The sequence below is a fragment of the Streptomyces sp. NPDC048461 genome, assembly GCF_055587105.1.
Genome location: NZ_JBVJGW010000013.1, coordinates 16,566 through 38,930 on the forward strand (window position 1 = coordinate 16,566; position 22,365 = coordinate 38,930).

The following is a 22,365-nucleotide window of genomic DNA, read 5'->3' on the forward strand; positions in this document are numbered from 1 at the left end:
CCACCGCTAGGCGGCGTCCGCGGCGCGGTCGAGCTCAGCGTCGAGGGCGAGTGCCGCGGTGATGAGGGCGAGGTGGGTGAAGGCCTGCGGGAAGTTGCCGAGTTGTTCGCCGGTGAGGCCGATCTCCTCGGCGTAGAGCCCGACGTGGTTGGAGTAGGTGAGCATCTTGTCGAAGGAGTAGCGGGCCTGGTGGAGGCGGCCGGCCCGGGCGAGGGCGTGGACGTGGAGGAAGCTGCACAGGGAGAACGTGCCCTCCGCCCCCTGGAGGCCGTCGGGCGAGGCGGCCGGGTCGTAGCGGTAGACGAGGCTGTCGGAGACGAGTTCGCCGTCCATGGCGTCGAGGGTGGACAGCCAGCGCGGATCCGCGGGGGTGATGAAGCCGACGAGGGGCATGAGTAGCAGCGAGGCGTCCAGGACGGTGCTCTCGTACTCCTGGACGAAGGCGCCGCGTTCCTCGCTCCAGCCGAGGGCCATGATCTGTTCCAGGATCGCGTCCCGCGCCGCGGTCCAGCGGACGAGGTCGGCGGGGCGGGCGGTGGCCGTGGCCTGGCGGATGCCGCGGTCGAGGGCGACCCAGCACATGAGGCGGCTGTAGGTGAAGTCCTTCTGGCCGCCGCGGGTCTCCCAGATGCCCTCGTCGCGGCGGTCCCAGTTCTCGCACAGCCAGTCCAGCAGCGCGGCGCAGCGCTGCCAGTCGTCGAAGCCCACGATGTCGCCGGTCCGGCCGGACTGGGCGAGGGCGTAGACGGCCTCCCCGTAGATGTCCATCTGCAGCTGGTCCGCGGCGCCGTTGCCCGAGCGCACCGGAATCGAACCCCGCCAGCCGTGCAGGTGGTCGAGGACCTCCTCGGTCAGGTACGGGTCGCCGTCCACGCGGTACATGATCTGCAGGGGCTCGCCGTTGGGCGCGCCCCCGTCCGCCAGCCGCCGGAGGAGCCAGCCGCGGAAGGCGTCGGCTTCGGCCGTGAAGCCGAGAGCGCGCATGGCGCGGACCGACAGGGAGGCGTCGCGGACCCAGGTGTAGCGGTAGTCCCAGTTGCGTTCGCCGCCCTCCTGCTCGGGAAGTCCCATGGTGGCGGCGGCGATCGGCGCGCCGGTCGGCGCGTACGTCATCAGCTTGAGGGTGATGGCGGAGCGGTTGACCATCTGCTGCCACCGCCCGCGGTACGTGCAGCGTCCGATCCAGCCGTGCCAGAAGTCGCGCACGGCGTCGAACTCGGCCACCAGGTCGTCCGCGTCCACCGGGGGCGGAGGCGCGCCGTCCGGGTCGCAGACCGTGAGCACGGTGGCCGCGCGCTCGCCCTCGGCGAGGGTCACGGTGGCCCGTACGTCGGTCCCGTCGGCCTCCAGGACCACCCGGTCCGAGGCCTGGAGGTACGCGGTGATGCCCGGTCCGTCGAAGCGGGCGCCCTCGGCGTCGAGCGACAGCTCGTGCGGGCTCCGGCCGTAGTCGAAGCGCGGACGGCATTGAACGGCGAACCGTACGGTTCCCCGGACACCGCGCACCACCCGCACGATCCGGTGCCGGTCGGTGACGGTGTGCGGGTCGCGGACCGGCATGAAGTCGATGACCTCGCCCACGCCTTCGGTGGTGAGGAAGCGGGTGATGAGGACGGCGGTGTCGGCCAGGTAGAGCTGCCGGGTGACGATGTCGGGGGCGGTCGGCGGTTCGCCGTCGGGGCCCGGGGGCTCCTCGGCGGTGACGGCGAAGTAGCCGCCGCGGGTGTCGTCGAGGAGGGAGGCGAAGACGCTGGGCGAGTCGAAGCGGGGGGCGCAGTACCAGTCGAGCACGCCCTCGGACGAGACGAGGGCGCAGGTCTGCAGGTCCCCGATCAGACCGTGTTCGGCGATCGGCGGGTAGGAACGCATCGGCTCTCCACGAGGAGCGGGGCTGCCGGGGCAGCGCGGGTTCTCGGGACCGGGGTCCGGCACGGGGCGTCCCGGACCGCTGCCGGAGCACGGCTTTCCCGCAAGGCCTGCGGGCGCGCCGTCGGACGCCCGGTGCCGTGCCGGAGCCCGGCACCGGTCCCGCCGTTCAGGAAGCGAGGACCTTGGCCTTGGCCTGTTCGTACTCGGCCGCCGTGAGGTCGCCGCGGTTCTTGAGCTCGGCGAGCCGCGCCAGGTCCTCGGCGTGGCTGGTGGTCCCGGCGTTGTCGCGCACGTAGGAGCGGAAGGCCTGCTCCTGCTGCTGGGCCCTTCTGATCTCGCGTTCGCCCATGCCGCGGCCCCGGGCGATGAGATAGACGAACACGCCCAGGTAGGGCACCAGGATGACGAAGACGGTCCAGCCGGCCTTCGCCAGGCCGCTCAGCCCGTCATCGCGGAAGATGTCGCCGATGACGCGGAAGAGCAGCATGAACCACAGCACCCAGAGGAAGCACAGCATCATGGTCCAGAAGGCGTTCAGCAGGGGGTAGTCGAAGTCCTCTGCCAGGTTGAGCAGCGAGTTCTGCATGGCCCGGTCTCCTGTAGGTGGGGCGGGTCCTGACGGACCCGCACAACGGCGCGCGGCCTCGGGGGCTGTCGCGTCACGCGGGTGTCGGGACGAAGTCGTGCAGTTCGTCGCCTCCGGGCTGTACGACGCCGTAGGTGCTCTCCGGTACCTCGTTCCAGGCTCCGGGCAGGTCGCCGAGGGGCTCGGACACGATGAGGCGGGTCTCTTCGGAGACGTCCCGCAGGAACGCGACGTCGGGGTGCAGCCGACGCAGCGCGTCCACCCTGCTGCTGTAGAACAGCGAGCGCGAGGTGTGCCCGGTCGAGTAGCGGAACGCCCAGACGCGTTCGCCGTCGGTGATGGCGAGCGTCATCTGCAGGGGGAACTCCACCCCGTGGTCACGGCCCGCGCGCTCCACGACGCCCGCCATCCTGGCCACGGCGGCGGGCGGGTCCTGGTCGAGGCCGAAGGTCAGGGCGAGGTAGAACATCACCTCGGAGTCCGTGGTCCCCCCGATGTCCGCGTACAGCGCGGGGTCGACGAGCAGGGTGAGGTCCCGGCGCATCAGGTGGAAGCCCGTGATGGCGCCGTTGTGCATGAACATCCAGCGGCCGTGCCGGAACGGGTGGCAGTTCGACTGCTGCACCGCCGTGCCGGTCGACGCCCGGATGTGCGCGAAGAACAGCGGCGAGCGGACGTGGTCCGCGAGCTCCCTGAGGTTGCGGTTGTTCCAGGCGGGACCGATGTCGCGCAGGAGCGCCGGAGTGGTGCTGTCCTCCGCGTACTCCGAGTACCAGCCGACGCCGAAACCGTCGCCGTTCGTGGTCTCCACGCCGAGCTTGGAGTGCAGGCTCTGGTCGATCAGAGAGTGGGCCGGTTTGTACAGGATGGTGTCGAGCAGCATGGGCGTTCCCGAGTACGCGAGCCATCGGCACATGGGTCATCACCTGAGTCCTCTTGCGTGGCGGGACCGAACGGCCTTCCCACGCCCCGGAGCCGGACGGGCGCGTCGAGCGCGCCCGTGGTCTCGTCGCCGGGCGCGCCGCTCGCGGTACGGCGGCGGTCCCTGTCCGGCCCTCCCATTCTCAGCTCACTCCCTGGGGAGCGCCACGTGGGGCGTACGGGGCGGGAGCGCGCGGGCGGCGGCGCGCCGAGTGGCCGACGTGCCGGACCCGCGGTGTTCCGCCATGGTTCTGGGAGGCGGTCGCCGCCGTCGCAGTCCGTCCCCGAGGAGCCCGCCGTGCCCGAACCGGATGCCGGTCCGGGCACGGCTCGCCGTACCCGGCTGGATGCGCAGGCACACCCCACTGCTGGGCCGGCTCCTGGAGCAGCTCGCCGCCGTGCGGATCCTCGACTGCGCGACCCGGCTGGCCGCGCAGGCCTTCCTCGGTGCGCTGCCGGCCGTCTTCGTCATCGCCGCCGTCGCGCCCGACTGGCTCCAGGACCAGCTGGTGTCGTCCATCCGCGCGACGCTGGGGCTCCAGAACGCCGCGCTCGACCAGGTACGGGCCGTGTACGCCTCCACCGATGCCACGGCCGTGGCCGGCACCAGCGGGGTGGGGATCGTGGTGACCCTGCTCTCGGCGACCGCGTGCAGCCGCGCCCTCCAGACGACGTGCGAACGTTCCTGGCACCTGCCCAAGGCGAAGGCCCGGCTGGCCGCGTGGCGGTGGCTGGCCTGGCTCGTCGTCTGGCTGGTCGCGCTGCTGTTCCAGGGGCCGGTTCAGGACGCCTTCGGCGCCGGCCGCGCGGTGGGCTTCCTCGTCGCCGTGGTCACCGGCACCCTGCTGTGGTGGTGGACCCAGCACCTGCTGCTCGGCGGCCGGGTCCCCTGGCTGCCGTTGCTGCCCGGCGCGGTCCTGGCCGGAGTCGGGGGGCAGGTCCTGTCGGTGGGTTCGAAGGTCTACATGCCGCACGCCGTGGAGCGCAGCATGCGGGAGTTCGGCGGCCTCGGCTCGATCTTCGTCCTGCTGTCCTGGCTGATCATGTTCTTCGTCGTCATCACGCTCTCCGTCGCCGTCGGGTACGTGGTGGCCCACGAGCCCCTGCCGGCCCGGCGCCTGCGGACGCCGCCCGCGCCGCCGGCCGCCCCGTCCCCCTGACCGGGGGCCGCACGAGGGGCATCGCGGTCGGCTGCCGGCGCGCGGTGGTGTCGACCTCCGCCCACCCGGTCCCGGCGGCCGGCATGACGGAAGCCTTACGGGTGTGCGTGGGAGACCTCCCGGACGGTGCACCCTGCGTACCGTCCCCGGCATGCGCGTACTCGTCACCGGCGGAGCCGGATTCATCGGCTCCCACATCGTCAACGCCCTGAAGGACCGCGGCCACGAGCCCGTCGTCCTCGACGCCCTGCTGCCCGCGGCGCACCCCGGCACCCCGCCCCTGCCCGACCCCGGGTTCCTCCACGCCGACGTGCGGGACGCCGTCGCGGTGCGGGCGGCCCTGCGCGGAGTGGACGCGGTCTGTCACCAGGCGGCCATGGTCGGCCTCGGACAGGACTTCGCCGACGCCCCCGACTACGTGGGCTGCAACGACCTCGGGACGGCGGTCCTGTTGGCCGCGATGGCCGACACCGGCGTGCGGCGCCTCGTCCTCGCCGGATCGATGGTGGTCTACGGGGAGGGCAGGTACGCGTGCCCGCGCCACGGGGTGGTGCGGCCCGGCCCCCGGCAGCGGGCGGACCTGACGGCCGGCCGGTTCGAACCCCGCTGCCCCGCCTGCGGGGCCGACCTCGCGCCGGGCCTGGTCGGCGAGGACGCGCCGACCGATCCGCGCAACGTGTACGCCACGACCAAGCTGACCCAGGAACACCTGGCCGCGGCGTGGGCGCGGTGCGTCGACGGCCGGGCCGTGTCCCTGCGGTACCACAACGTGTACGGACCGGGCATGCCGCGGGACACGCCGTACGCGGGCGTCGCGTCCTTCTTCCGCTCCTCGCTCGCCCGGGGCGAGGCGCCGCGCGTCTTCGAGGACGGGGCGCAGCGCCGGGACTTCGTGCACGTCGGGGACGTGGCCGCCGCCAACGTCGTGGCACTGGAAGCGGTCGGCGCCCGGCCGGCGGGCGCTCTGACCGCGTACAACACCGGCAGCGGGGAACCGCACACCGTCGGGGAGATGGCGGCGGAGCTCGCCTCGGCACACGGCGGGCCGGCGCCGGTGGTGACGGGCGAGTTCCGGCTCGGTGACGTCCGGCACGTGACCGCCGACTCCGCCCGGCTGCGGGAGGAGCTGGGCTGGCGCCCGGCCGTCGGCTTCGCGGCGGGGATGGCCGAGTTCGCGCGGGCCGGTCAGCGCGCGGCGAGCGGCGCCGCCGGCTGAGCGACCGGGCGGGAACGGGCGGACGGGCGGACGGGCGGACGGGCGGACGGGCGGAACGAGCGGAACGAGCGGAACCTACGGGCGGAACGGGCGGGCGGGGGGACGAGCCGGCGGACGGGCACCGGCTCCGGACCCCGTCCGGGGTACGGGTGCGCCCGGGGCCCCGGGGCGGCCCGGGTACGGCGTCCGCGTTTCGTAAGGTCTACCGGCCCGTTTCTTTGCCGTCGGGTTCCTACGGTGTGGAGGGTGACTTCCTCTGCTTGTCGTCCGCCCCGCGCGGACCTCGTACTGCCGTGCCTCGACGAGGCCGAGGCCCTCCCCTGGGTGCTGGCGCGCGTCCCGGCCGGCTGGCGGCCCATCGTCGTCGACAACGGCTCCACCGACGGCTCGGCGGACATCGCACGCGCGCTCGGCGCCACCGTCGTGCACGAGTCCCGGCGCGGTTTCGGCGCCGCCTGCCACGCCGGACTGCTCGCCGCCCGCGCCGACCTGGTCTGCTTCTGCGACTGCGACGCCTCCATGGACCCCGGCCTGCTCGCGCCGATGGCCGAGCGCGTCGCGGCCGGCGAGGCGGACCTGCTGCTGGGCCGGCGCCGCCCGCGGGAGCGCGGCGCGTGGCCCGCGCACGCCCGCGCCGGGAACCTCGCCCTGGCCCGGATGCTGCGCCGCCGCACCGGACTGCGCCTGCACGACCTCGGACCGATGCGGGTGGCGCGCCGCGAGGCGCTGCTCGGCCTGGAGCTGAGCGACCGGCGCAGCGGCTACCCGCTGCAGATGGTCGTACGGGCCGCCGACGCGGGCTGGCGGGTGGCCGAGACGGACGTCCCGTACCTGGCCCGCTCCGGGAAGTCGAAGGTCACCGGGACCTGGCGCGGCACCTGGCACGCGGTGCGGGACATGCGCCGCGTCCTGGCCGAGCCGCCGGTCGTCTTCGGCGCACCGGCCGAGGGGGCTTCCGCGTGAGTACCCTCCTCGTCATCGCCAAGGCCCCCGTGGCGGGGCGCGTCAAGACCCGGCTGACCGCGCGGTTCACACCTCAGCAGGCCGCCGACCTGGCCCGCGCCGCCCTGCGGGACACCCTGGCTGCGGTCCTGGCCACGCCTGCCCGGCGCCGCGTCCTGGTGCTCGACGGGCAGCCCGGACCGTGGCTCCCGGACGGCATCGAGGTCGTCCCGCAGTGCGGCGGCGGGCTGGACGCCCGGCTGGCCGCCGCCTTCGCACTGGCCGACGGACCGGCCCTGCTCATCGGCATGGACACCCCGCAGGTCACCCCCGGCCTGCTCGCGCCCGGGCTCGACTTCACCGACGCGGACGCCTGGTTCGGCCCGGCCGACGACGGCGGGTTCTGGGCACTGGGTCTGGCCGCCCCCGATCCGGCGCTGCTGCTCGGCGTACCGATGTCCGTGCCCGAGACCGGCGCGGTGCAGCGGCACAGGCTGACCGGTGCGGGGCTGGCCGTACGGGACCTGCCCGAGCTGTGCGACGTGGACACCCCGGCCGACGCGGACCGGGTCGCCCGGGAGGCTCCGCACACCCGTTTCGCCGCCCTGCACTGCGGCCTGTGCGCGGTGCCCCGATGACCGCGCAGCTGACCGGCCCGGCCCCGCGTACCTGGCAGGCCGACCCGTACGCCGACGCGCTGCGGGCCGGGCGTGGCCCGCTCTACCTCCGGCGGCACGACGGGTGGCTGCTCCCGCTGGAGGTGGAGCGCTGGTGCGCCGAACCCGACGCCGCGGACGGCACGGTCCTGAGCCGCTGCGCCGGCCCGGTCCTGGACATCGGCTGCGGGCCGGGCCGCCTGGTCGCGGCCCTGGCCCGGCTCGGGCACGAGGCCCTGGGCGTGGACGTCACCCCCGAGGCGGTGGCCCGTACGGTGCGGGCGGGCGGCAGCGCCCTGTGCGGGTCCGTCTTCGATCCGCTGCCCCGTGAGGGCCGTTGGGGGACGGTCCTGCTCATCGACGGCAACATCGGCATCGGCGGGGACCCCGCCGCCCTGCTGCGGCGTGCCGCCGAGCTGACCTCCCCCGGGGGCTCCCTGCTCGTCGAGGTGGTGGCGGCCGACGTCGACGAACGCGTCGAGGTGTTCGTCGAGGACGGGAACGGCGGCCGGGGAGCATCGTTCCGGTGGGCCCGGCTCGGGTCGCGCGCCCTCGCCGCCGCGGCGGGGGACGCCGGCTGGACGGGGTCCGGCACCTGGCAGGCGGCGGGCCGGCACTTCGTGCGCCTGCGGCGCTGACGGGCGCCGGCCGGGGCTCGCGGGGGCCCGGCCGGCACCGGCCGGCACCGGCCGGCACCAGTCAGGAGCGGCCTGCTCCGGTCAGGAGCGGCGACCGGCGCGGCGCCGTACGGCCCGCGCACCCGTGTACGCGAGCGTGAGGACGGCGATGCCCGCCATCGTCAGCAGCCAGTTGCGGAGGTAGTCCAGCGGCACCACGGTGGGGTTGGCGGCGGCGCCGGGGCGCAGCAGGCCGGGCAGGGCGATCGCCGTCAGGGAGCCCGCGACGACGAGCGCCGCGCGCGGGACCCCGCGCAGGCGCACGCCCATCGCCGCGGTCAGGGCGGCGACCGCGAGCACGAGGGGGGCGACGAGCGCGTCGTGCACCACGACCGCTCCCCCGAGCCACAGGGCGATCCGCCAGGGTTCGGGCTGCCGGACGAGCAGCCATCCGCCCCAGGCCGCGACGAGCACCCCGCACCCGCCCAGTACCCGTCGGAACGTCATCACGCGACCTCCAGTCGGCCGACCCACTTGGTCTGGAGCACGCCGGGCCGGTTCGGGGCGATGATCCGTGCCGGATAGCCGTGGTCCAGGGACAGTTCCTCGCCGTTCAGCCGCAGGGCCAGCAGCGTGAGCGGGTCCTGCGCGTACAGCCGGCCCATGTCCATCACCCGGTAGGCGCCCGCCGCTTCCAGGGACACCACCCGGGCCCGTGCGTCCGGTCCGCCGCCCGCCCGCTCCAGGAGGTCCCGCACGCGGACGCCCGTCCACCGGGCGGACTTGCTCCAGCCCTCGACGCACGCGATGGGCAGGGTGACCTCGTGCTGCGGCAGGGCGCGCAGGTCCTCCAGCGTCAGGCTGTACGGGCGCGGTCCCGCCACGGTCAGCCGCCAGCCGGCCAGCGACGCCGGGGTGACGCGCGCGGCGGCCGCCGTGCGGTTCACGGGCAGGCCCTGGACGCCGTGGGCGGGGCTGCGCGGGGCGAACAGGTCCAGCCGGCCGAGGGCGGTCACCGACTGCCCGACGGTCGTCAGCGTCACCGCCCCCACCGCGGCCGCGACGCCGAGGAGGAGCTGGCGCCGGTTCGGGCCGTCGGCCTCGGGCAGCGCCAGGGTTCCGGGGGACCCCAGGGTGAAGTGGTCCCGGATCTTCGGCCACTGCACGGCGACGTGCAGCAGCAGGGCGCCCGTCACGACCCAGGCGACCGCGTAGTGCACGGGGACGAAGCCGAACGGCCACGGGTACCACTGGAAGGTGTTCAACAACCCCGTGAACAGCTGGAACAGCGCGGCCGCGACCAGCACCGCCACCGACAGCCGCTCCAGCGCGTGCAGCGCCGAGCGCACCGGGGGCCGGACGAACAGCCGCGGGTAGACCGCCCACAGCTTCGCGAGCAGCAGCGGGATCGCCGCGATCCCGGAGGCCACGTGCAGGCCCTGGGTCAGCCGGTAGCCCCAGTACGGGCGGCTCGGCAGCCAGTCGGCCAGCCATCCCGGGGGGTGCTGGAGGAAGTGGCTCAGCACACCGGTCGCGAAGCAGACGGCGAAGGAGAGCCCGAGCCAGCGGCCGATCGCGGTCGCGGTGCGGGCGTCGTGCAGCCGCGCCGTGAAGGTGACCGGCGGGCCGGGGGGCAGTGTGAAGCGCATGCCTCCATCACACCCCCGGCAGGGCTCCCGCGGGTGGGCGCGACACCTTACGAAACACGGACGGCCAGGGCGTCGCGCCCCTCGGGGGCCGCCCCTGCTGGAACGCTTCCGCAGGTGAACCCGCGCAGCGTCCTCGCCCCCACCGTCCTCGCCTCCGCCGCCCTCGCCGCTCTCACGGCCGCCCTCGTCGCCACCGTCCGGTACGACGGCCTCTTCACCGACCCCGGCGGCCTCTTCCGGTGGTACGCCGTGTGCTGGGCCCTGTTCGCGGCGGCATTGGCGGCGCTGCGCGGGGTTCCGGCGCGGTACGTCACGCCGTTGGTGGTGGCCGGCGCCGTCGCCGTCACGGTCACGGGGCTGGTGGCGCCGCCGCGGACGAGCACCGATTCCTACCGCTACGCCTGGGACGGCCGGGTGCAGTCCGCGGGCATCTCCCCGTACGACCACGCCCCGCAGGACCCGGCGCTCGTTCCCCTCCGCGACCCCTGGCTCTTCCCGACGGGCGCCGCCTGCGGCGGCCCGGACCTGGCTCCCGTCCCCCACCCGGGCGGCGCGCCGCACTGCACGCGCATCAACCGGCCCGGCGTCCACACCATCTATCCGCCCGTCGCCGAGGCGTACTTCCTGGCGGTCGACCGTCTCTCCCCCGCAGGCGCCCGGCACAAGCCGCTGCAGACCGGCGCCGCCCTGGTCTCGCTCGGCGTGACCGGCGCGCTCCTGCTGATCCTGCGGCGACGGGGCTCCGATCCGCGCCGGGCGGCGTACTGGGCCTGGTGCCCGGCGGTTCCCGTCGAGGCCGTGAACAACGCCCACGTGGACGTCCTGGGCGTGCTCCTGGCGGTCGCCGGGCTCGGGCTCGTCGCCTCCCGGGCCCTGAGCCGCCGGGCCTCGGGAGGGCTCCTGATCGGCGCCGCCGTCGCCACGAAGCTGATGCCCGCCGTCGTCCTCCCGGGCGCCCTGTCCGGAGTGCGCCGCGTCCGCGACGCCGCCGTCGTGCTGGTGCCCGCCGCGCTCTTCACGGCCCTTGCCTACCTGCCGTACGTCCTCCTCTCCCAGGGGTCGGTCTTCGGCTACCTCGGCGGCTACGTGCAGGAGGAGGGATACGACGACCCCTCGGCCGGGTCCCGTTACGCGCTCCTTCGGCTGCTCCTGCCCGACGCATGGGCGGTCCCGGTGCTGCTCGCCGCCGTCGCGGCCGTGTCCCTGTACGTGATGCGGTGCGGCGACCCGCGGCGGCCCTGGAGCGGCGCCCTGCTGGTCACCGGCTCGGCCTTCCTCCTGCTGACTCCGGGCTACTCCTGGTACGCCCTGCTGCTGGTCGCCCTCGTCGCCCTGGACGGGCGCTGGGAGTGGCTGGGCACCGCCTTCGCGGGCGCGGCCGTCTACGTCCTGGGGGCCGCGGTCCCCCACCGGGCCACGCTGAGCGCCGCCGCGTACGGGGCCGCGGCCGCCCTCGTCCTCGCGGCGTCCCTCGTCCGGCGCCGTACCGGACGCGGCGGGACGGGCCCGGGCGTCACCGCAGGCGCAGCGCCCACGGCGCCGGCGTCGGTGCCGCGCCGTCCGTAGGCACCGTCCCGGGGCGTCCGCGCGGACGGCGAACCCACCCACTTGAGCACTCGCTCACACTGCACTACCTTGCGGTTTGAGCGAACGCTCAAACACGAGAGGGGGGCACGGTGCCGGCCAAGGGGCTGTACGTGGAGACCGTGATCGACGCCGACCTGGACGTCCTCTGGGAGCGGACCCAGGACCCGGCGCAACACCAGTCCTGGGACCTGCGGTTCACCTCGATCTCCTACCTGCCCCGCACGGAGGGACAGCCGCAGCACTTCCGCTACGCGACCCGGCTGCTGCCCTTCCTGTGGATCGCCGGCACCGGCGTCAGCGCGGGCGAGCGCCGGCGGTCCGACGGCACGCGCGTGTCGGCGCTGCGCTTCGCCTCGGGCCACCCGCTCTCCCTGCTCGCCGAGGGCAGCGGCTACTGGCGCTACGTTCCCGGACCCACCGGGATCCGGTTCCTGACGGGCTACGACTACCGTCCGCGCTGGGGCCGTTGCGGGGCCCTCGCCGACCGGCTGGTCTTCCGGCCGCTCATGGGCTGGGCCACCGCCTGGTCCTTCGACCGGCTGCGGCTCTGGTGCGAACGCGGCACCCGCCCGCGCGCCGCCCTGGCCCGCGCCCTCGGGGAGTGCGCACTGCGCCTGGCGCTGGTCCTCACCGCCCTGCTCGCCTCCCCCGTCGCCCCGTTCGCCGTCGCCGCCGGTACCGGCGTCCTGGCCCTGCTGCTGCCCCCGCTGCCCGGCACCCCCGCCGCTCGCCGCTGCCGCCGCACCCCTGCCGGGCGCGCCCGCGCCCCCCGTCTGCTCGCCACCCTGGAGTCCGCGTGACCTCGATCTTCCAGACCCACATGGGCGCCGGCTTCGGCCGCCTGCACCCCGAGATCCGGCGGCGCTTCTCCGTCGGGCTCGACAGCGGCGAGGCCTGCGTCGGGCGCGGGACGATGGACCGGATCCGCCACGGGGCCCCGTTCGTCAAGCCGTTCCTCCGGCTCGGCGGGACGCGCAACATCCTCGTACCGCGCGAGGGGCGGGACGTGCCGTTCGTCATCGAGAACTTCCCGTACGCGGACTCCTTCGGCCGCGAGACCGTCACCTTCGTACGGACCTTCCAGCTGCCCGACGGGCCGCACCGCTTCGACGCCACGATGGTCTTCAGCCCCGAGCGCGACTGCGTCCTGGACTACCTCGGCACCCACCAGCACCTCGCCAGCGACCTGCACATGAGCGCCGAACCCGACGGTTCGCTCCTCATCCGCTCCGGCGAGCACCGCTTCCGCGAGGGTCCCGTCGACGTCCGCGTCCCGTCACTGATCGGCGGCGACGCCGAGGTCCGCGAATCGTTCGACGAGGACACCGGCCGCTTCCGGATCCGGGTACGGGTGACCAACCGGCACTTCGGCTTCCTCTTCGGCTACGAGGGCTCCTTCACCGCCGAGTACGTCGACGCGGACGGGCACGGCCTGCGCGCCGGCCTGCGGCCCGTCCGCGAGGAGGCCCGCGCGTGAGCGGGTCCGGCGGGGCCACCCGCCTCAAGCTCCTCGAAGGGGCCCTGCGCACCGTGGTCGAGCAGGGCATCGCCAAGACGTCGGCGCGTTCGATCGCGGCGACGGCCGGGGTCAACCAGGCGCTGGTCTTCTACCACTTCGGCTCGGTCGACGAGCTCCTCGCCGCCGCCTGCGTGCACGGCGCCGAACAGCGCGTGTCCCGTTACCGGGAGCGGCTCGCCGCCCTGGACTCCCTCACGGAGCTCCTGGCCTTCGCCCGCGCGATGCACGCCGAGGAACGGGCCGCCGGACACGTCGCCCTCCTCGGGCAGCTGCTGGCCGCCGGCCAGACCGCGCCGGCCCTCGCGGCCGCGACCTCCGCCGGGCTCGCGCTGTGGATCGAGGAGCTGGAGGCCGTCCTGACCCGTCTGCTCGCCGCGACCCCCCTGGCCGCCTTCGCCGACCCGGCCGGGCTGGCCCGGGCGGCGGCCGCCTCGTTCGTCGGCATCGAACTGTACGAGGGCGTCGATCCCGGGGGCGCCGCCCGCGCCCTGGACTCGCTGGAACAGCTCGCCGTCCTCGCCCAGGCCCTGGAAGGACTCGGCCCCCTGTCCCAGCGTGCCGTCTCCCACCAGCTGCGGCGCCGCACCCGGAGCTGACCCACCGCGCGGGCCGCCCGGGGGGCCCCGCTACGTGAGGCGGTTCAGGATCTCGGGCGTCCTCTCGACCGCGGTCAGCAGCTCCGAAGCCTCGGCCTCGTGGAACAGGCCTTCCCAGTACGTGCCGCCGATGATCGTGCGGTTGATGACGACGGTGGGGGTCCCCGGCCCGTCCGGCTCGTCCGTGCTCTGCTCGTACGCCTTCTGCGACGCGCTGACGAAGCCGCCGTACCGCAGGGTGGTCACCGCCGCGTCGAAGTCCTCGCTCCGGAGCCCCGGCACCAGGTCGGCCAGGGCCAGCAGGCGCTCGGTGGTGTAACCGCCGGACGCCTCCACCTCCCCCTGCCGCTCCATCAGCACGTCGTGGTACTCGGCGAACTTCTGCGCTTCGAGGGCGGCACGCAGCGCGTTGACCGCCCGCTTGGACCCGTCTCCGCCGAGCGAACCGTCCTTGAACGAGGCGAAGGTGTAGGCCGTCACCGTCCTGCGCTGGAGCGTGTGCGCGCGGACCGCCTTGCCGCCGCTCGCCTCGAAGTCGGCGACGACCGGGCACCTCGGGTCTTCGAAGAGCCTGACGACCGTGGCGGCCTGCGGGTCCCCCACCAGGATCGTCGTACCGTCCTCCATCAGCGACTCGGGCATGGCCCCGGCCCCCGCGTACGCCTCCGGCAACGGCGCCCGCTCGGGCTCCCAGTCCGGGAGCAGCCTGGGCGCGACGACGACCGCCGCCGCGACCACCGCCCCCCACATCAGCGTGTATTTGACCGCATTGCGGCGTCTGACCTGCACGGAGTCCCCCCTAGGAATGCGCACACTCTAGTGGGATGCCGGACCGGACCGGACCGCGCCGCCGTGTCCGGCCCCGGGACCGATCCGAGCGGCGGTGTTCATCGGCGGAGTTCGTCCGGTACGGGTGCCGGGGTGGCGCCGGGTGATCCGGCGGGCGGTGCGGTGAGCTGCCCGCCGACGATCGAGGCGAGGGCGAGGGCGAAGCCGCCGAGCTGGACCGGGCCGAGGGTCTGGCCGAGTACGACGGCCCCCAGGGCGGCGGCGACCAGCGGGGAGCACAGGCCGAGGAGCGCGACCGAGGTGACCGGCAGCGCGGCGACGCCCTGGAACCACAGCACGAAGGTGAGCAGGCCGCCGACCAGGCCCAGCCAGAGATAGCCGAGGGCGGCGTCCACCCCGATCGCGGGAGGCGCTCCTTCGACGAGGAAGGTGAGGGGCGCCAGGAACAGTCCGCCGGCCGTGAGTTGCCAGCCGGTGAAGGCGAGCGGGCCCACACCGGCGGGCCTGCCCCAGCGTTTGGTGAGGGTCACGCCGAGCGCCATCGTGGCCGCCCCGGCGAGACCCGCGACGATCCCGACGGCGTCGGCCGCGGCGGCCGGCCCGATCACCACCAGGCCGACCCCGGCGACGCCCGTCACGCCCCACGCCAGGCGCCGGGGCGAGAGCCGCTCCCGGAGCAGCGTCACGGCCAGCACGGCGACGACGAGCGGCTGGGCGGCCGCCAGGGTGGCGGCGACGCCGCCCGGCAGACGTTCGGCCGAGAGGAACAGCAGCGGGAGGAAGAGGCCGATGTTCAGCACGCCGAGTGCCGCGGCCCTCCCCCACCAGACCCCGCGGGGCAGCTTCCGGGTCAGCGCCAGCGCGATCAGGCCCGCGGGCAGGGCGCGCAGGAAGCCCGCGAACAGCGGGTGTCCCGGCGGCAGCAGCTCGGTGGTGACGATGTAGGTCGTGCCCCAGACGGAGGGGGCGAGTGCGGTCAGGGCGGTCCGGCGGAGCGTCCCGCGACCGGTCGACCCGACACCGCCGGGAGCCCCTCGCAGGGCGCGACTTGTCATGTCCCGAAGTCTCACGGGGCTCGATCGATGAGTCCAACACATGCTTGTCACTCCATCGATCTCGATCCACGATGGATCGATGGAGCTCCAGCAGATGCGGTACGTGGTCGCCGTGGCCGAGACGAACAGCTTCACCCGCGCCGCCGAACGGTGCCTGGTCGTCCAGTCCGCCCTCAGCCACCAGGTCGCCCGCCTGGAACGGGAGCTCGGTGCGCGACTCTTCGAGCGCACCAGCCGCCGGGTGCGGCTCACCCCGGCGGGCGAGGCGTTCCTCCCCGCCGCCCGCCAGTGCCTGGACGCCGCCGAACGCGCGGCCGCGGAGGTCGCCGCGGCGGTCGGGGAGGTGCGCGGGCGGCTCGCGGTGGGCCTGATCCCCACGGTCACCGCGGTCGACATCCCCGGCGCGCTGCGCGACGTCCGGAACCGGTACCCGCACGTGCGCATCAGCCTGCGCGTGGGCGCGAGCGACGACCTCGTCGAGCGGGTGGTGCGGGGGACGCTGGACGTGGCCTTCCTCGGGCTGCCGACCACGGCGCGTCCCCGGGGCGTCGCCGCCCACGAACTCGCCCGCGAGCGGCTCGTCGCGGTGGTCGCGCCGGACCATCCCCTGGCGGGCGAACCGGCCGTCGACCTCCGCCGGCTGTCCGGCGAGGTGTTCGTGGACCTGCCGGCCGGGACGGCCGGCCGCGCCCAGTCCGACCAGGCCTTCTCGGCCGCCGGCCTCGTCCGTGACGTCGCCTTCGAGGTGACCACCGCCGATTACGTCGCCCGGCTGGTCGGGCCGGGCCTCGCGGTGGCCATGCTCCCTTCCGCGTACGCGGCGCAGCTCGCCGGTGTCGTCAGGATCGGCGTGCGCGACGCTCCGGTCCGCGTGGAGTACGCGGTCTGGAGCCGGTCCGGCCGCACGCCGGCGGCGACCGCGTTCCTCGGCATGCTCGGCATCACGCCGGAAGACCGGGCCGGTGCGCGACGCGGCGACCCGGCGACCCCGAATGACAGGTGCAGCTGTCACTGATCCATGCCGACAGTTTTTCTTGTCATTGATGGACTCGACAGGTAGATTTGTCGCATGGAAGAAACAGCGGCAATTCCCACCCCCGACAAGGGCGACGAGGACTTCTGGGCCGCCGTCACGACCCAGGTGCAGCCGGCGTACGAGGAGCCCGCCGAGGACGACGCGTTCACCATGGACGACCAGGTCCTCGACGCCGTACGCGCCCTCGCCGTACGCATCTCGACCCGCGCGCACGCCTACCGGAGCGCCGGCAAGCCCTTCGACACCGCGCTCATGGCCTCGCCGGATGTGCAACTGGCGCTGCTCCGGTCCCTGTACGAGGCCAAGCGGTCCGTCGACCGGCTGGCGGAGAGCGCCGCCACCGTCGCCGGCCGCGGCGGGGCGAGCTACACGCAGCTGGGCGCCGCGTGGGGCGGCATCAAGCGCCAGTCCGCCCGCCTCAAGTGGCCGCACGCCGTGCCCAAGAGGGCTGCCGACGAATCCATCCCGCTGACCTACGCGGGCGGATCCGCCGTCATCCACCACGACCCGGACGCCGGCGCCTGGTGGTACGCGGCGACCGCCGCGAGCCTGCGGGAGGAGGAGTCCGAGGCCCTCTACGCGACCTCCGCCGAGGCCATCGCGCGGGCGACGGAGTTCCTCCTGACGCACACCCAGCCCGGCCGCCCGTGACGACCCGGCGTTCGTGACCCGCCACCCCGTCCGGTCCGGGCTCAGGCACCGGCAGCGTCCGCGCCGGGGTCCCGGGGCTTCGCGTCGCCCCGGCCCGGGGCCGGGGGCTGCGTGGTGACCAGCCGGTAGACGAAGGCGCGCTTGCTGCGGGGAAGCCGGGGGTGTTCGCGCGAGTGGGCCACGGCCGCCTCGACGAGGAGGTGGATCGAGGGGTTCCGCCGGCGGAGCCGGTTCAGCTGGTCCCGCCTGAGCCCGGCAGCCTCCGCGGCGGCGCCGAGGGCGACGCCCCGGGCGAGGGCCTGGAGGAGGATGCGCAGGCCCACTCCGTTGAGCCGGCCCTTCGGAGCCACACCGGCGGTCCGGGCCATCGCGGCCGCGGCGTCCATCGCCCGGTCGAACTCCGCGTCGCGCTGCCGCCAATGGGCGAGCATGACCTCCGTGATGCCCGCCTCCGCCGCGCATCCGGCGGGCCCGAGGCCCATCGCGGCCGCATAGACCGCCCGTCCCCGGCGGAGGTGGGTCTCGGGGGCGAGGCCCTCGGCCCCGTGGGCCACGGAGGTGAGGGTGCGGTCCACGTCGTCGGATGCCTGGAGGTCGGCGAGGACGCCCTCCACCCACTCCTGCGTACGGCTCGGTTCTCCGGGCTGCTCGTCCTTCACCGGCGCACGCCTCCCGCCTGCGTAACTCTGGCCTTCCCGTCATTGTGGGGGCGGATCCGGCCACCCGGCAGGCGCACACCCGGACGGGGAGCGCGTTCCGGGGAGCGGGCGGGCGCGCCGGCCGCCCCGCACCGCCGCGCACGGGCGGGCGAAACGCGGGAGCCCCTGCGCCCAATAGGGTGACGGGACGTCTCGCGGCACCCACCGGGAGCGGGCCCCGGGACCGGAAAGCCGGTCGGGCCGGGCGGGCCGATCGGTCCGGCGGTGAGCGTCCGAATCGTCCCGGTAGGTGACCGGCCCCCTTCATCGCACCGGTCAGCTTAGGTTAGCCTGACCTAAGCAGAACGCGGCCGAAGGGACGTCGTCACGCCCGACCGCCGTTGCTCTACCCCTGACCGGCCGGGCAACCGTCCTTCCGGTCCGGAACCACACGCATGACGCCCCATCAGGATTCCGCCCGGGCGAAGGCCCGGCATCGAGCGAGCGCGAAGAGGGACCAGGGAACATGACGGTACGGGTCGCGGTGGCCGGAGCCAGCGGGTACGCCGGAGGGGAGATCCTGCGTCTCCTCTCCGCGCACCCCGGTGTGGAGATCGGCGCGCTGGCCGCACACAGCAGTGCGGGCCGCCCGCTCGGGGAGGTGCAACCGCACCTGGCCGCGCTCGCCGACCGGGTCCTCGTGGAGACCTCGGCCGAGTCGCTCCGCGGGCACGACGTGGTGTTCCTGGCGCTGCCGCACGGCCAGTCGGCGGCGCTGGCCGCACGGTTGGAGCCGGGCACGCTGATCGTGGACTGCGGCGCGGACTTCCGGCTGCACGACCCCGCGCAGTGGCGCCGGTTCTACGGGTCGGACCACGCCGGCACCTGGCCCTACGGACTGCCCGAACTCCCCGGCGCCCGCGAAGAACTGAAGGGCGCGGACCGGATCGCCGTACCCGGCTGCTACCCGACGGCCGTGACCCTGGCGCTGTACCCCGCCTTCGCCGCGGGCCTGGTCGAACCGGAGGCGGTGGTCGTCGCCGCGAGCGGAACCTCCGGCGCGGGCCGCGCGGCCACGGCACGGCTGCTCGGCTCGGAGGTGATGGGCTCGATGACCCCGTACGGCGTCGGAGGCGGCCACCGGCACACGCCCGAGCTGACCCAGAACCTGTCCCGGGTCGCGGGCGAGCACGTGACCGTGTCGTTCACCCCGACCCTCGCGCCGATGCCCCGCGGCATCCTCGCCACCTGCTCGGCGCCCCTGCGCAAGGGCTCCGCCGCCGGTCCTCACGAGGTGCGGGCCGCGTACCGGGACGCCTACGCCGGCGAACCCTTCGTCCGGCTGCTCCCGGACGGCCGGTGGCCGCAGACCGCCGCCGTGCTGGGGTCCAACAGCGCGCAGGTGCAGGTGGCGGTGGACGAGTACGCCGGCCGCGTGATCGCCGTCAGCGCCATAGACAACCTCACGAAGGGCACCGCCGGTGGCGCGGTGCAGAGCATGAACGTCGCCCTGGGCCTGCCGGAAGGGCTGGGCCTGCCCACGAATGGAGTGGCACCGTGACCGTGACCGCCGCACAGGGATTCCTCGCGAGCGGTGTGGCCGCCGGGATCAAACAGTCCGGTGACCCCGACCTCGCCCTGGTGGTGAACCGCGGGCCGTCGTACGCCGCCGCCGGCGTGTTCACCTCCAACCGGGTCCAGGCCGCGCCCGTCCGCTGGTCCCGGGAGGTGCTCGCGGACGGCCTGATATCCGCCGTCGTCCTCAACTCCGGCGGGGCCAACGCCTGTACCGGCCCTTCGGGCGCCGAGGACACCCGGACGATGGCCGAGCTCACGGCGCTCGCCGTGGGCGCGGACGCCGACGCGGTCGCCGTGTGCTCCACCGGGCTCATCGGGACCTCGCTGCCGATGGACCGGATCAGGGCCGGCATCGCCACCGCCGCCGCCCGGCTGACGCCCGAGGGCGGCGAGGACGCCGCCGTCGCGATCAAGACGACGGACTCCGTACACAAGACCGCGGTGGTCCGCGGGACGGGCTGGACCGTGGGCGGCATGGCCAAGGGCGCCGGCATGCTGGCGCCCGGGCTGGCCACCATGCTCGTCGTCCTCACCACGGACGCGGACGTCCCCGCGAAGGTCCTCGACTCCGTGCTGCGGGACGCGGTCCGCACCACCTTCGACCGGGTGGACTCGGACGGCTGCATGTCCACCAACGACACCGTGCTGCTGCTCGCCTCGGGCGCCTCCGGCGTGACGCCCGAGGAGGAAGGCTTCGCCGAAGCGGTGCGCGGCGTCTGCCAGGACCTGGCCCGGCAGCTGGTCGCGGACGCGGAGGGCGCGTCGAAGGAGATCGAGATCGCGGTCGTCGGCGCGGCCTCGGAAGCGGATGCCGTGGAGGTCGCGCGGTCCGTGGCGCGGAACAACCTGCTCAAGTGCGCCCTGCACGGCGAGGACCCCAACTGGGGCAGGGTGCTGTCGGCGATCGGCACGACGGCCGCGGCCTTCGATCCCGACCTCCTGGACGTGGCGATCAACGGCGTCTGGGTGTGCCGGGACGGCGCGGCCGGCGAGTCCCGCGACGCGGTGGACATGACGGCGCGCGAGATCGTGATCACGGTCGACCTGCGCGCCGGTGACGCGTCCGCGACGGTCTGGACGAACGACCTGACCGCCGAGTACGTCCACGAGAACAGCGCGTACAGCTCATGAGCGGAACGGACACGCGGGAGGAACCGCCCGCCGCAGCGCACGCGCCCGCGACCACGGCCGTCCTGGAACCGCCCCTGCGCGAACGGCTGCGCCTGGAGCACCTCCGGGGCCGGATCGTCGTGATCAAGTTCGGCGGCAACGCCATGGTGGACGAGGACCTGAAGCGGACCTTCGCCCAGGACGTCGTGGACCTGCGGCTCGCGGGCCTGCTCCCGGTCGTGGTGCACGGCGGCGGCCCCCAGATCAGCGCCATGCTCGGACGGCTCGACCTGGAGGTCCGCTTCGAGGCGGGCCTGCGGGTGACGACTCCGGAGGTGATGGACGTGGTCCGGATGGTGCTGACGGGCCGGGTCCAGCGGGAGCTGGTGGGCCTGATCAACGCACACGGGCCGTTCGCCGTGGGGATGTCGGGCGAGGACGCGCACACCATGACCGCCGTCCGGCGGACGGCGTGGGCGGACGGCGAACCGGTGGACATCGGACTGGTCGGCGACATCGTCGACGTGAACGCGGACACCCTCCGCGCGCTCCTGGCACAGGGCCGCATCCCGGTCGTCTCCCCCGTGGCCCGCGGGGCCGACGGGCAGGTCTACAACATCAACGCCGACCTCGCGGCGGCGGCCCTGGCGGTCGCCCTCGAAGCGGAGAAGCTGGTGATGCTCACCGACGTCGAGGGGCTGTACGCGAACTGGCCGCACAGCACCGAGGTGATCGGGCGGATGACGGCCGAGGAGGTCGAGAAGCTGCTGCCGGAACTGGCGAGCGGCATGCTCCCCAAGATGGAGGGCTGCCTGCGGGCCGTCCGGTCGGGGGTGCGCAAGGCGCACGTCCTGGACGGCCGGGTGCCGCACTCGGTGCTGCGCGGGGTCGTCTCCGGAGACACCTCCGGAACCACCGTGGTCCCGGACCTGGAGGAGAGAACGGCATGACCCTCGGACACGGCACGACCCTCGGACACGACGTGATCCGGCAGCCCGCCGCCGACGCGGACCGCGCGGCGCTGGCGGACCGCTGGCGCGCGGTGATGATGGACAACTACGGCACCCCGCCGCTGGCCCTGGTCCGCGGTGAGGGTAGCACCGTGTGGGACGAGGCGGGCCGGCCGTACGCCGACTTCACCGCCGGGATCGCGGTGAACAGCCTCGGGCACGCCCACCCGGCCGTGGTGGCGGCGGTCGGCGCGCAGGTGGCGAAGCTGGGCCACGTGTCCAACCTCTACGTCTCCGAGCCCGCGGTCGCGCTCGCCGAGCGGCTGCTGGGGCTGTCGGGCAGGCCGGGACGGGCGTTCTTCTCCAACTCGGGTGCGGAGGCGGTCGAGGCCGCCTTCAAGATCGCCCGGCGGACAGGGCGGACCGGGATGGTCGCCGCGGAGGGCGGTTTCCACGGGCGCACCATGGGCGCGCTCGCCCTCACCGGCCAGCCCGCCAAGCGCGCCCCCTTCCTGCCGCTGCCGGGCGGGGTGTCCCACGTGCCGTACGGCGACGCGGACGCCCTGCGGGCGGCGGTCACGGAGGACACCGCGGCCGTGTTCCTCGAGCCGGTCCAGGGCGAGGCGGGCGTGATCGTGCCGCCCGAGGGGTACCTGCGCGCGGCACGCGAGATCACCCGGGCCACCGGGACGCTGCTGGTGCTGGACGAGGTGCAGACCGGGATCGGCCGCACCGGGCACTGGTTCGCCCATCAGGCGGCCGACGGCGTCGACCCCGACGTGGTGGTCCTGGCCAAGGGTCTGGGCGGCGGCATGCCGATCGGCGCGACGCTCGCGTTCGGCGCGGCCGCCGACCTGTTGACGCCGGGTCAGCACGGCTCGACCTTCGGCGGCAACCCCGTGGCCTGCGCGGCCGGGCTGGCGGTCCTGGAGACCATCGGGGCCGAGGACCTGCTCGCGCACGTCACCCGGCAGGGCGAGCGGCTCCTGCACGGCATCCGGGCGCTCGGCCATCCCCGGGTGACCGAGGTGCGGGGTGCGGGGCTGCTGCTCGGCATCGGTCTCACCGAACCGGTCGCGGCGCGGGTCCAGCGGGCGGCCCAGGACGCCGGGTTCCTCGTCAACGCGGCCGGCCCCTCGACCGTACGGCTCGCTCCGGCCCTGACCGTCCCCGGGGCGCAGGTCGACGCGCTCCTCGCGGTCCTGCCGGAGGTCCTCGGCGCCTGAGACGGAGCGGGCCG

At 74.7% G+C, this 22,365-nt stretch carries 23 protein-coding genes; 15 read left to right on the forward strand and 8 right to left on the reverse strand.

Features of this window, described 5'->3' with window-relative positions; all coding sequences use genetic code 11:
* Nucleotides 1-6: 6 nt before the first annotated feature.
* The 3 genes from ACZ6S8_RS22685 to ACZ6S8_RS22695 all read right to left on the reverse strand — a co-directional run bounded on the left by ACZ6S8_RS22685 (nucleotide 7) and on the right by ACZ6S8_RS22695 (nucleotide 3,371).
* A complete protein-coding gene (locus ACZ6S8_RS22685) occupies nucleotides 7-1,869 on the reverse strand; it encodes a glycoside hydrolase family 15 protein (protein ID WP_469458423.1) in 1,863 nt (620 codons plus the stop codon).
* Between the two features lie 166 nt (nucleotides 1,870-2,035).
* Nucleotides 2,036-2,455, reverse strand: coding sequence for an SHOCT domain-containing protein (locus ACZ6S8_RS22690; protein WP_469458424.1), 420 nt, complete (start codon nucleotides 2,453-2,455; stop codon nucleotides 2,036-2,038).
* 73 nt (nucleotides 2,456-2,528) lie between these two features.
* The gene (locus tag ACZ6S8_RS22695) at nucleotides 2,529-3,371 is read right to left on the reverse strand and encodes a class II glutamine amidotransferase (RefSeq protein WP_469458426.1); all 843 of its coding nucleotides are present in this window, start codon (nucleotides 3,369-3,371) and stop codon (nucleotides 2,529-2,531) included.
* A 352-nt stretch (nucleotides 3,372-3,723) separates the two neighbouring features.
* Here ACZ6S8_RS22695 and ACZ6S8_RS22700 point away from each other — a divergent pair, with 352 nt between their 5' ends.
* The 5 genes from ACZ6S8_RS22700 to ACZ6S8_RS22720 all read left to right on the forward strand — a co-directional run bounded on the left by ACZ6S8_RS22700 (nucleotide 3,724) and on the right by ACZ6S8_RS22720 (nucleotide 7,988).
* A complete protein-coding gene (locus ACZ6S8_RS22700; protein WP_469458427.1) occupies nucleotides 3,724-4,536 on the forward strand; it encodes a YhjD/YihY/BrkB family envelope integrity protein in 813 nt (270 codons plus the stop codon).
* Between the two features lie 151 nt (nucleotides 4,537-4,687).
* A complete protein-coding gene (locus tag ACZ6S8_RS22705) occupies nucleotides 4,688-5,752 on the forward strand; it encodes an NAD-dependent epimerase/dehydratase family protein (RefSeq protein WP_469458429.1) in 1,065 nt (354 codons plus the stop codon).
* A 246-nt stretch (nucleotides 5,753-5,998) separates the two neighbouring features.
* Nucleotides 5,999-6,715, forward strand: coding sequence for a glycosyltransferase family 2 protein (locus ACZ6S8_RS22710; protein ID WP_469458430.1), 717 nt, complete (start codon nucleotides 5,999-6,001; stop codon nucleotides 6,713-6,715).
* Nucleotides 6,712-7,332 (forward strand): TIGR04282 family arsenosugar biosynthesis glycosyltransferase, encoded by a 621-nt coding sequence (locus ACZ6S8_RS22715; protein ID WP_469458431.1) that lies wholly within the window; start codon nucleotides 6,712-6,714, stop codon nucleotides 7,330-7,332. The genes ACZ6S8_RS22710 and ACZ6S8_RS22715 overlap by 4 nt, the downstream gene beginning before the upstream one ends.
* The gene (locus ACZ6S8_RS22720) at nucleotides 7,329-7,988 is read left to right on the forward strand and encodes a class I SAM-dependent methyltransferase (RefSeq protein ID WP_469458433.1); all 660 of its coding nucleotides are present in this window, start codon (nucleotides 7,329-7,331) and stop codon (nucleotides 7,986-7,988) included. The genes ACZ6S8_RS22715 and ACZ6S8_RS22720 overlap by 4 nt, the downstream gene beginning before the upstream one ends.
* Before the next feature lie 81 nt (nucleotides 7,989-8,069).
* Here the strand turns inward: ACZ6S8_RS22720 and ACZ6S8_RS22725 are convergent, their stop codons facing one another.
* Nucleotides 8,070-8,474: a hypothetical protein gene (locus ACZ6S8_RS22725; RefSeq protein ID WP_469458435.1), complete on the reverse strand. Its 405-nt coding sequence runs from the start codon at nucleotides 8,472-8,474 to the stop codon at nucleotides 8,070-8,072.
* Nucleotides 8,474-9,616, reverse strand: a complete 1,143-nt coding sequence (locus ACZ6S8_RS22730; protein ID WP_469458436.1) for a molybdopterin-dependent oxidoreductase — start codon at nucleotides 9,614-9,616, stop codon at nucleotides 8,474-8,476. The genes ACZ6S8_RS22725 and ACZ6S8_RS22730 overlap by 1 nt, the downstream gene beginning before the upstream one ends.
* Before the next feature lie 114 nt (nucleotides 9,617-9,730).
* On the opposite strand from ACZ6S8_RS22730, the gene ACZ6S8_RS22735 reads away from it, so the two are divergent.
* From ACZ6S8_RS22735 to ACZ6S8_RS22750, 4 genes are all read left to right on the forward strand, one after another.
* Nucleotides 9,731-11,182 carry a glycosyltransferase 87 family protein gene (locus ACZ6S8_RS22735; protein WP_469458438.1) on the forward strand — a complete coding sequence of 484 codons (1,452 nt, stop codon included), beginning with the start codon at nucleotides 9,731-9,733 and terminating at the stop codon, nucleotides 11,180-11,182.
* A 110-nt stretch (nucleotides 11,183-11,292) separates the two neighbouring features.
* Complete coding sequence (locus ACZ6S8_RS22740) at nucleotides 11,293-12,003, forward strand: hypothetical protein (protein WP_469458440.1); 711 nt, start codon at nucleotides 11,293-11,295, stop codon at nucleotides 12,001-12,003.
* A complete protein-coding gene (locus ACZ6S8_RS22745) occupies nucleotides 12,000-12,680 on the forward strand; it encodes a DUF4166 domain-containing protein (protein ID WP_469458442.1) in 681 nt (226 codons plus the stop codon). The genes ACZ6S8_RS22740 and ACZ6S8_RS22745 overlap by 4 nt, the downstream gene beginning before the upstream one ends.
* Nucleotides 12,677-13,318: a TetR/AcrR family transcriptional regulator gene (locus tag ACZ6S8_RS22750; protein ID WP_469458444.1), complete on the forward strand. Its 642-nt coding sequence runs from the start codon at nucleotides 12,677-12,679 to the stop codon at nucleotides 13,316-13,318. Before ACZ6S8_RS22745 ends, ACZ6S8_RS22750 begins: the two co-directional genes overlap by 4 nt.
* A gap of 30 nt (nucleotides 13,319-13,348) precedes the next feature.
* Here ACZ6S8_RS22750 and ACZ6S8_RS22755 read toward each other — a convergent pair whose 3' ends face one another.
* The gene (locus tag ACZ6S8_RS22755; RefSeq protein ID WP_469458446.1) at nucleotides 13,349-14,107 is read right to left on the reverse strand and encodes a DsbA family protein; all 759 of its coding nucleotides are present in this window, start codon (nucleotides 14,105-14,107) and stop codon (nucleotides 13,349-13,351) included.
* 98 nt (nucleotides 14,108-14,205) lie between these two features.
* Nucleotides 14,206-15,162 carry an EamA family transporter gene (locus ACZ6S8_RS22760; RefSeq protein WP_469458448.1) on the reverse strand — a complete coding sequence of 319 codons (957 nt, stop codon included), beginning with the start codon at nucleotides 15,160-15,162 and terminating at the stop codon, nucleotides 14,206-14,208.
* Between the two features lie 79 nt (nucleotides 15,163-15,241).
* On the opposite strand from ACZ6S8_RS22760, the gene ACZ6S8_RS22765 reads away from it, so the two are divergent.
* Nucleotides 15,242-16,177 carry a LysR family transcriptional regulator gene (locus ACZ6S8_RS22765; RefSeq protein WP_469458730.1) on the forward strand — a complete coding sequence of 312 codons (936 nt, stop codon included), beginning with the start codon at nucleotides 15,242-15,244 and terminating at the stop codon, nucleotides 16,175-16,177.
* A gap of 54 nt (nucleotides 16,178-16,231) precedes the next feature.
* On the forward strand, nucleotides 16,232-16,849 hold the full coding sequence (locus ACZ6S8_RS22770; protein WP_469458450.1) for a hypothetical protein: 618 nt from the start codon (nucleotides 16,232-16,234) through the stop codon (nucleotides 16,847-16,849).
* A gap of 41 nt (nucleotides 16,850-16,890) precedes the next feature.
* Here ACZ6S8_RS22770 and ACZ6S8_RS22775 read toward each other — a convergent pair whose 3' ends face one another.
* The gene (locus tag ACZ6S8_RS22775) at nucleotides 16,891-17,508 is read right to left on the reverse strand and encodes a hypothetical protein (RefSeq protein ID WP_469458452.1); all 618 of its coding nucleotides are present in this window, start codon (nucleotides 17,506-17,508) and stop codon (nucleotides 16,891-16,893) included.
* A gap of 505 nt (nucleotides 17,509-18,013) precedes the next feature.
* Here ACZ6S8_RS22775 and argC point away from each other — a divergent pair.
* The 4 genes from argC (at nucleotide 18,014) to ACZ6S8_RS22795 (ending at nucleotide 22,351) form a co-directional block, all read left to right on the forward strand.
* Nucleotides 18,014-19,048 carry an N-acetyl-gamma-glutamyl-phosphate reductase gene (gene argC, locus ACZ6S8_RS22780; RefSeq protein ID WP_469458454.1) on the forward strand — a complete coding sequence of 345 codons (1,035 nt, stop codon included), beginning with the start codon at nucleotides 18,014-18,016 and terminating at the stop codon, nucleotides 19,046-19,048.
* Complete coding sequence (gene argJ / locus ACZ6S8_RS22785) at nucleotides 19,045-20,196, forward strand: bifunctional glutamate N-acetyltransferase/amino-acid acetyltransferase ArgJ (protein WP_469458456.1); 1,152 nt, start codon at nucleotides 19,045-19,047, stop codon at nucleotides 20,194-20,196. The genes argC and argJ overlap by 4 nt, the downstream gene beginning before the upstream one ends.
* Before the next feature lie 143 nt (nucleotides 20,197-20,339).
* Complete coding sequence (gene argB / locus ACZ6S8_RS22790) at nucleotides 20,340-21,125, forward strand: acetylglutamate kinase (RefSeq protein WP_469458732.1); 786 nt, start codon at nucleotides 20,340-20,342, stop codon at nucleotides 21,123-21,125.
* Entirely contained in the window at nucleotides 21,122-22,351 is a 1,230-nt protein-coding gene (locus ACZ6S8_RS22795) for an acetylornithine transaminase (RefSeq protein WP_469458458.1), read from the forward strand. Before argB ends, ACZ6S8_RS22795 begins: the two co-directional genes overlap by 4 nt.
* Nucleotides 22,352-22,365: the final 14 nt, after the last annotated feature.

Bases quoted from the DNA above. Each gene is read 5' to 3' on its own strand.
- ACZ6S8_RS22705 (WP_469458429.1), top strand. From the start codon at position 4,688: ATGCGCGTACTCGTCACCGGCGGAGCCGGATTCATCGGCTCCCACATC.
- ACZ6S8_RS22795 (WP_469458458.1), top strand. From the start codon at position 21,122: ATGACCCTCGGACACGGCACGACCCTCGGACACGACGTGATCCGGCAG.
- ACZ6S8_RS22760 (WP_469458448.1), bottom strand. From the start codon at position 15,162: ATGACAAGTCGCGCCCTGCGAGGGGCTCCCGGCGGTGTCGGGTCGACC.
- ACZ6S8_RS22770 (WP_469458450.1), top strand. From the start codon at position 16,232: ATGGAAGAAACAGCGGCAATTCCCACCCCCGACAAGGGCGACGAGGAC.
- ACZ6S8_RS22690 (WP_469458424.1), bottom strand. From the start codon at position 2,455: ATGCAGAACTCGCTGCTCAACCTGGCAGAGGACTTCGACTACCCCCTG.
- argC (WP_469458454.1), top strand. From the start codon at position 18,014: ATGACGGTACGGGTCGCGGTGGCCGGAGCCAGCGGGTACGCCGGAGGG.
- ACZ6S8_RS22695 (WP_469458426.1), bottom strand. From the start codon at position 3,371: ATGTGCCGATGGCTCGCGTACTCGGGAACGCCCATGCTGCTCGACACC.
- ACZ6S8_RS22725 (WP_469458435.1), bottom strand. From the start codon at position 8,474: ATGACGTTCCGACGGGTACTGGGCGGGTGCGGGGTGCTCGTCGCGGCC.
- ACZ6S8_RS22730 (WP_469458436.1), bottom strand. From the start codon at position 9,616: ATGCGCTTCACACTGCCCCCCGGCCCGCCGGTCACCTTCACGGCGCGG.
- argB (WP_469458732.1), top strand. From the start codon at position 20,340: ATGGTGGACGAGGACCTGAAGCGGACCTTCGCCCAGGACGTCGTGGAC.
- ACZ6S8_RS22700 (WP_469458427.1), top strand. From the start codon at position 3,724: ATGCGCAGGCACACCCCACTGCTGGGCCGGCTCCTGGAGCAGCTCGCC.
- ACZ6S8_RS22720 (WP_469458433.1), top strand. From the start codon at position 7,329: ATGACCGCGCAGCTGACCGGCCCGGCCCCGCGTACCTGGCAGGCCGAC.
- ACZ6S8_RS22685 (WP_469458423.1), bottom strand. From the start codon at position 1,869: ATGCGTTCCTACCCGCCGATCGCCGAACACGGTCTGATCGGGGACCTG.
- ACZ6S8_RS22765 (WP_469458730.1), top strand. From the start codon at position 15,242: ATGGAGCTCCAGCAGATGCGGTACGTGGTCGCCGTGGCCGAGACGAAC.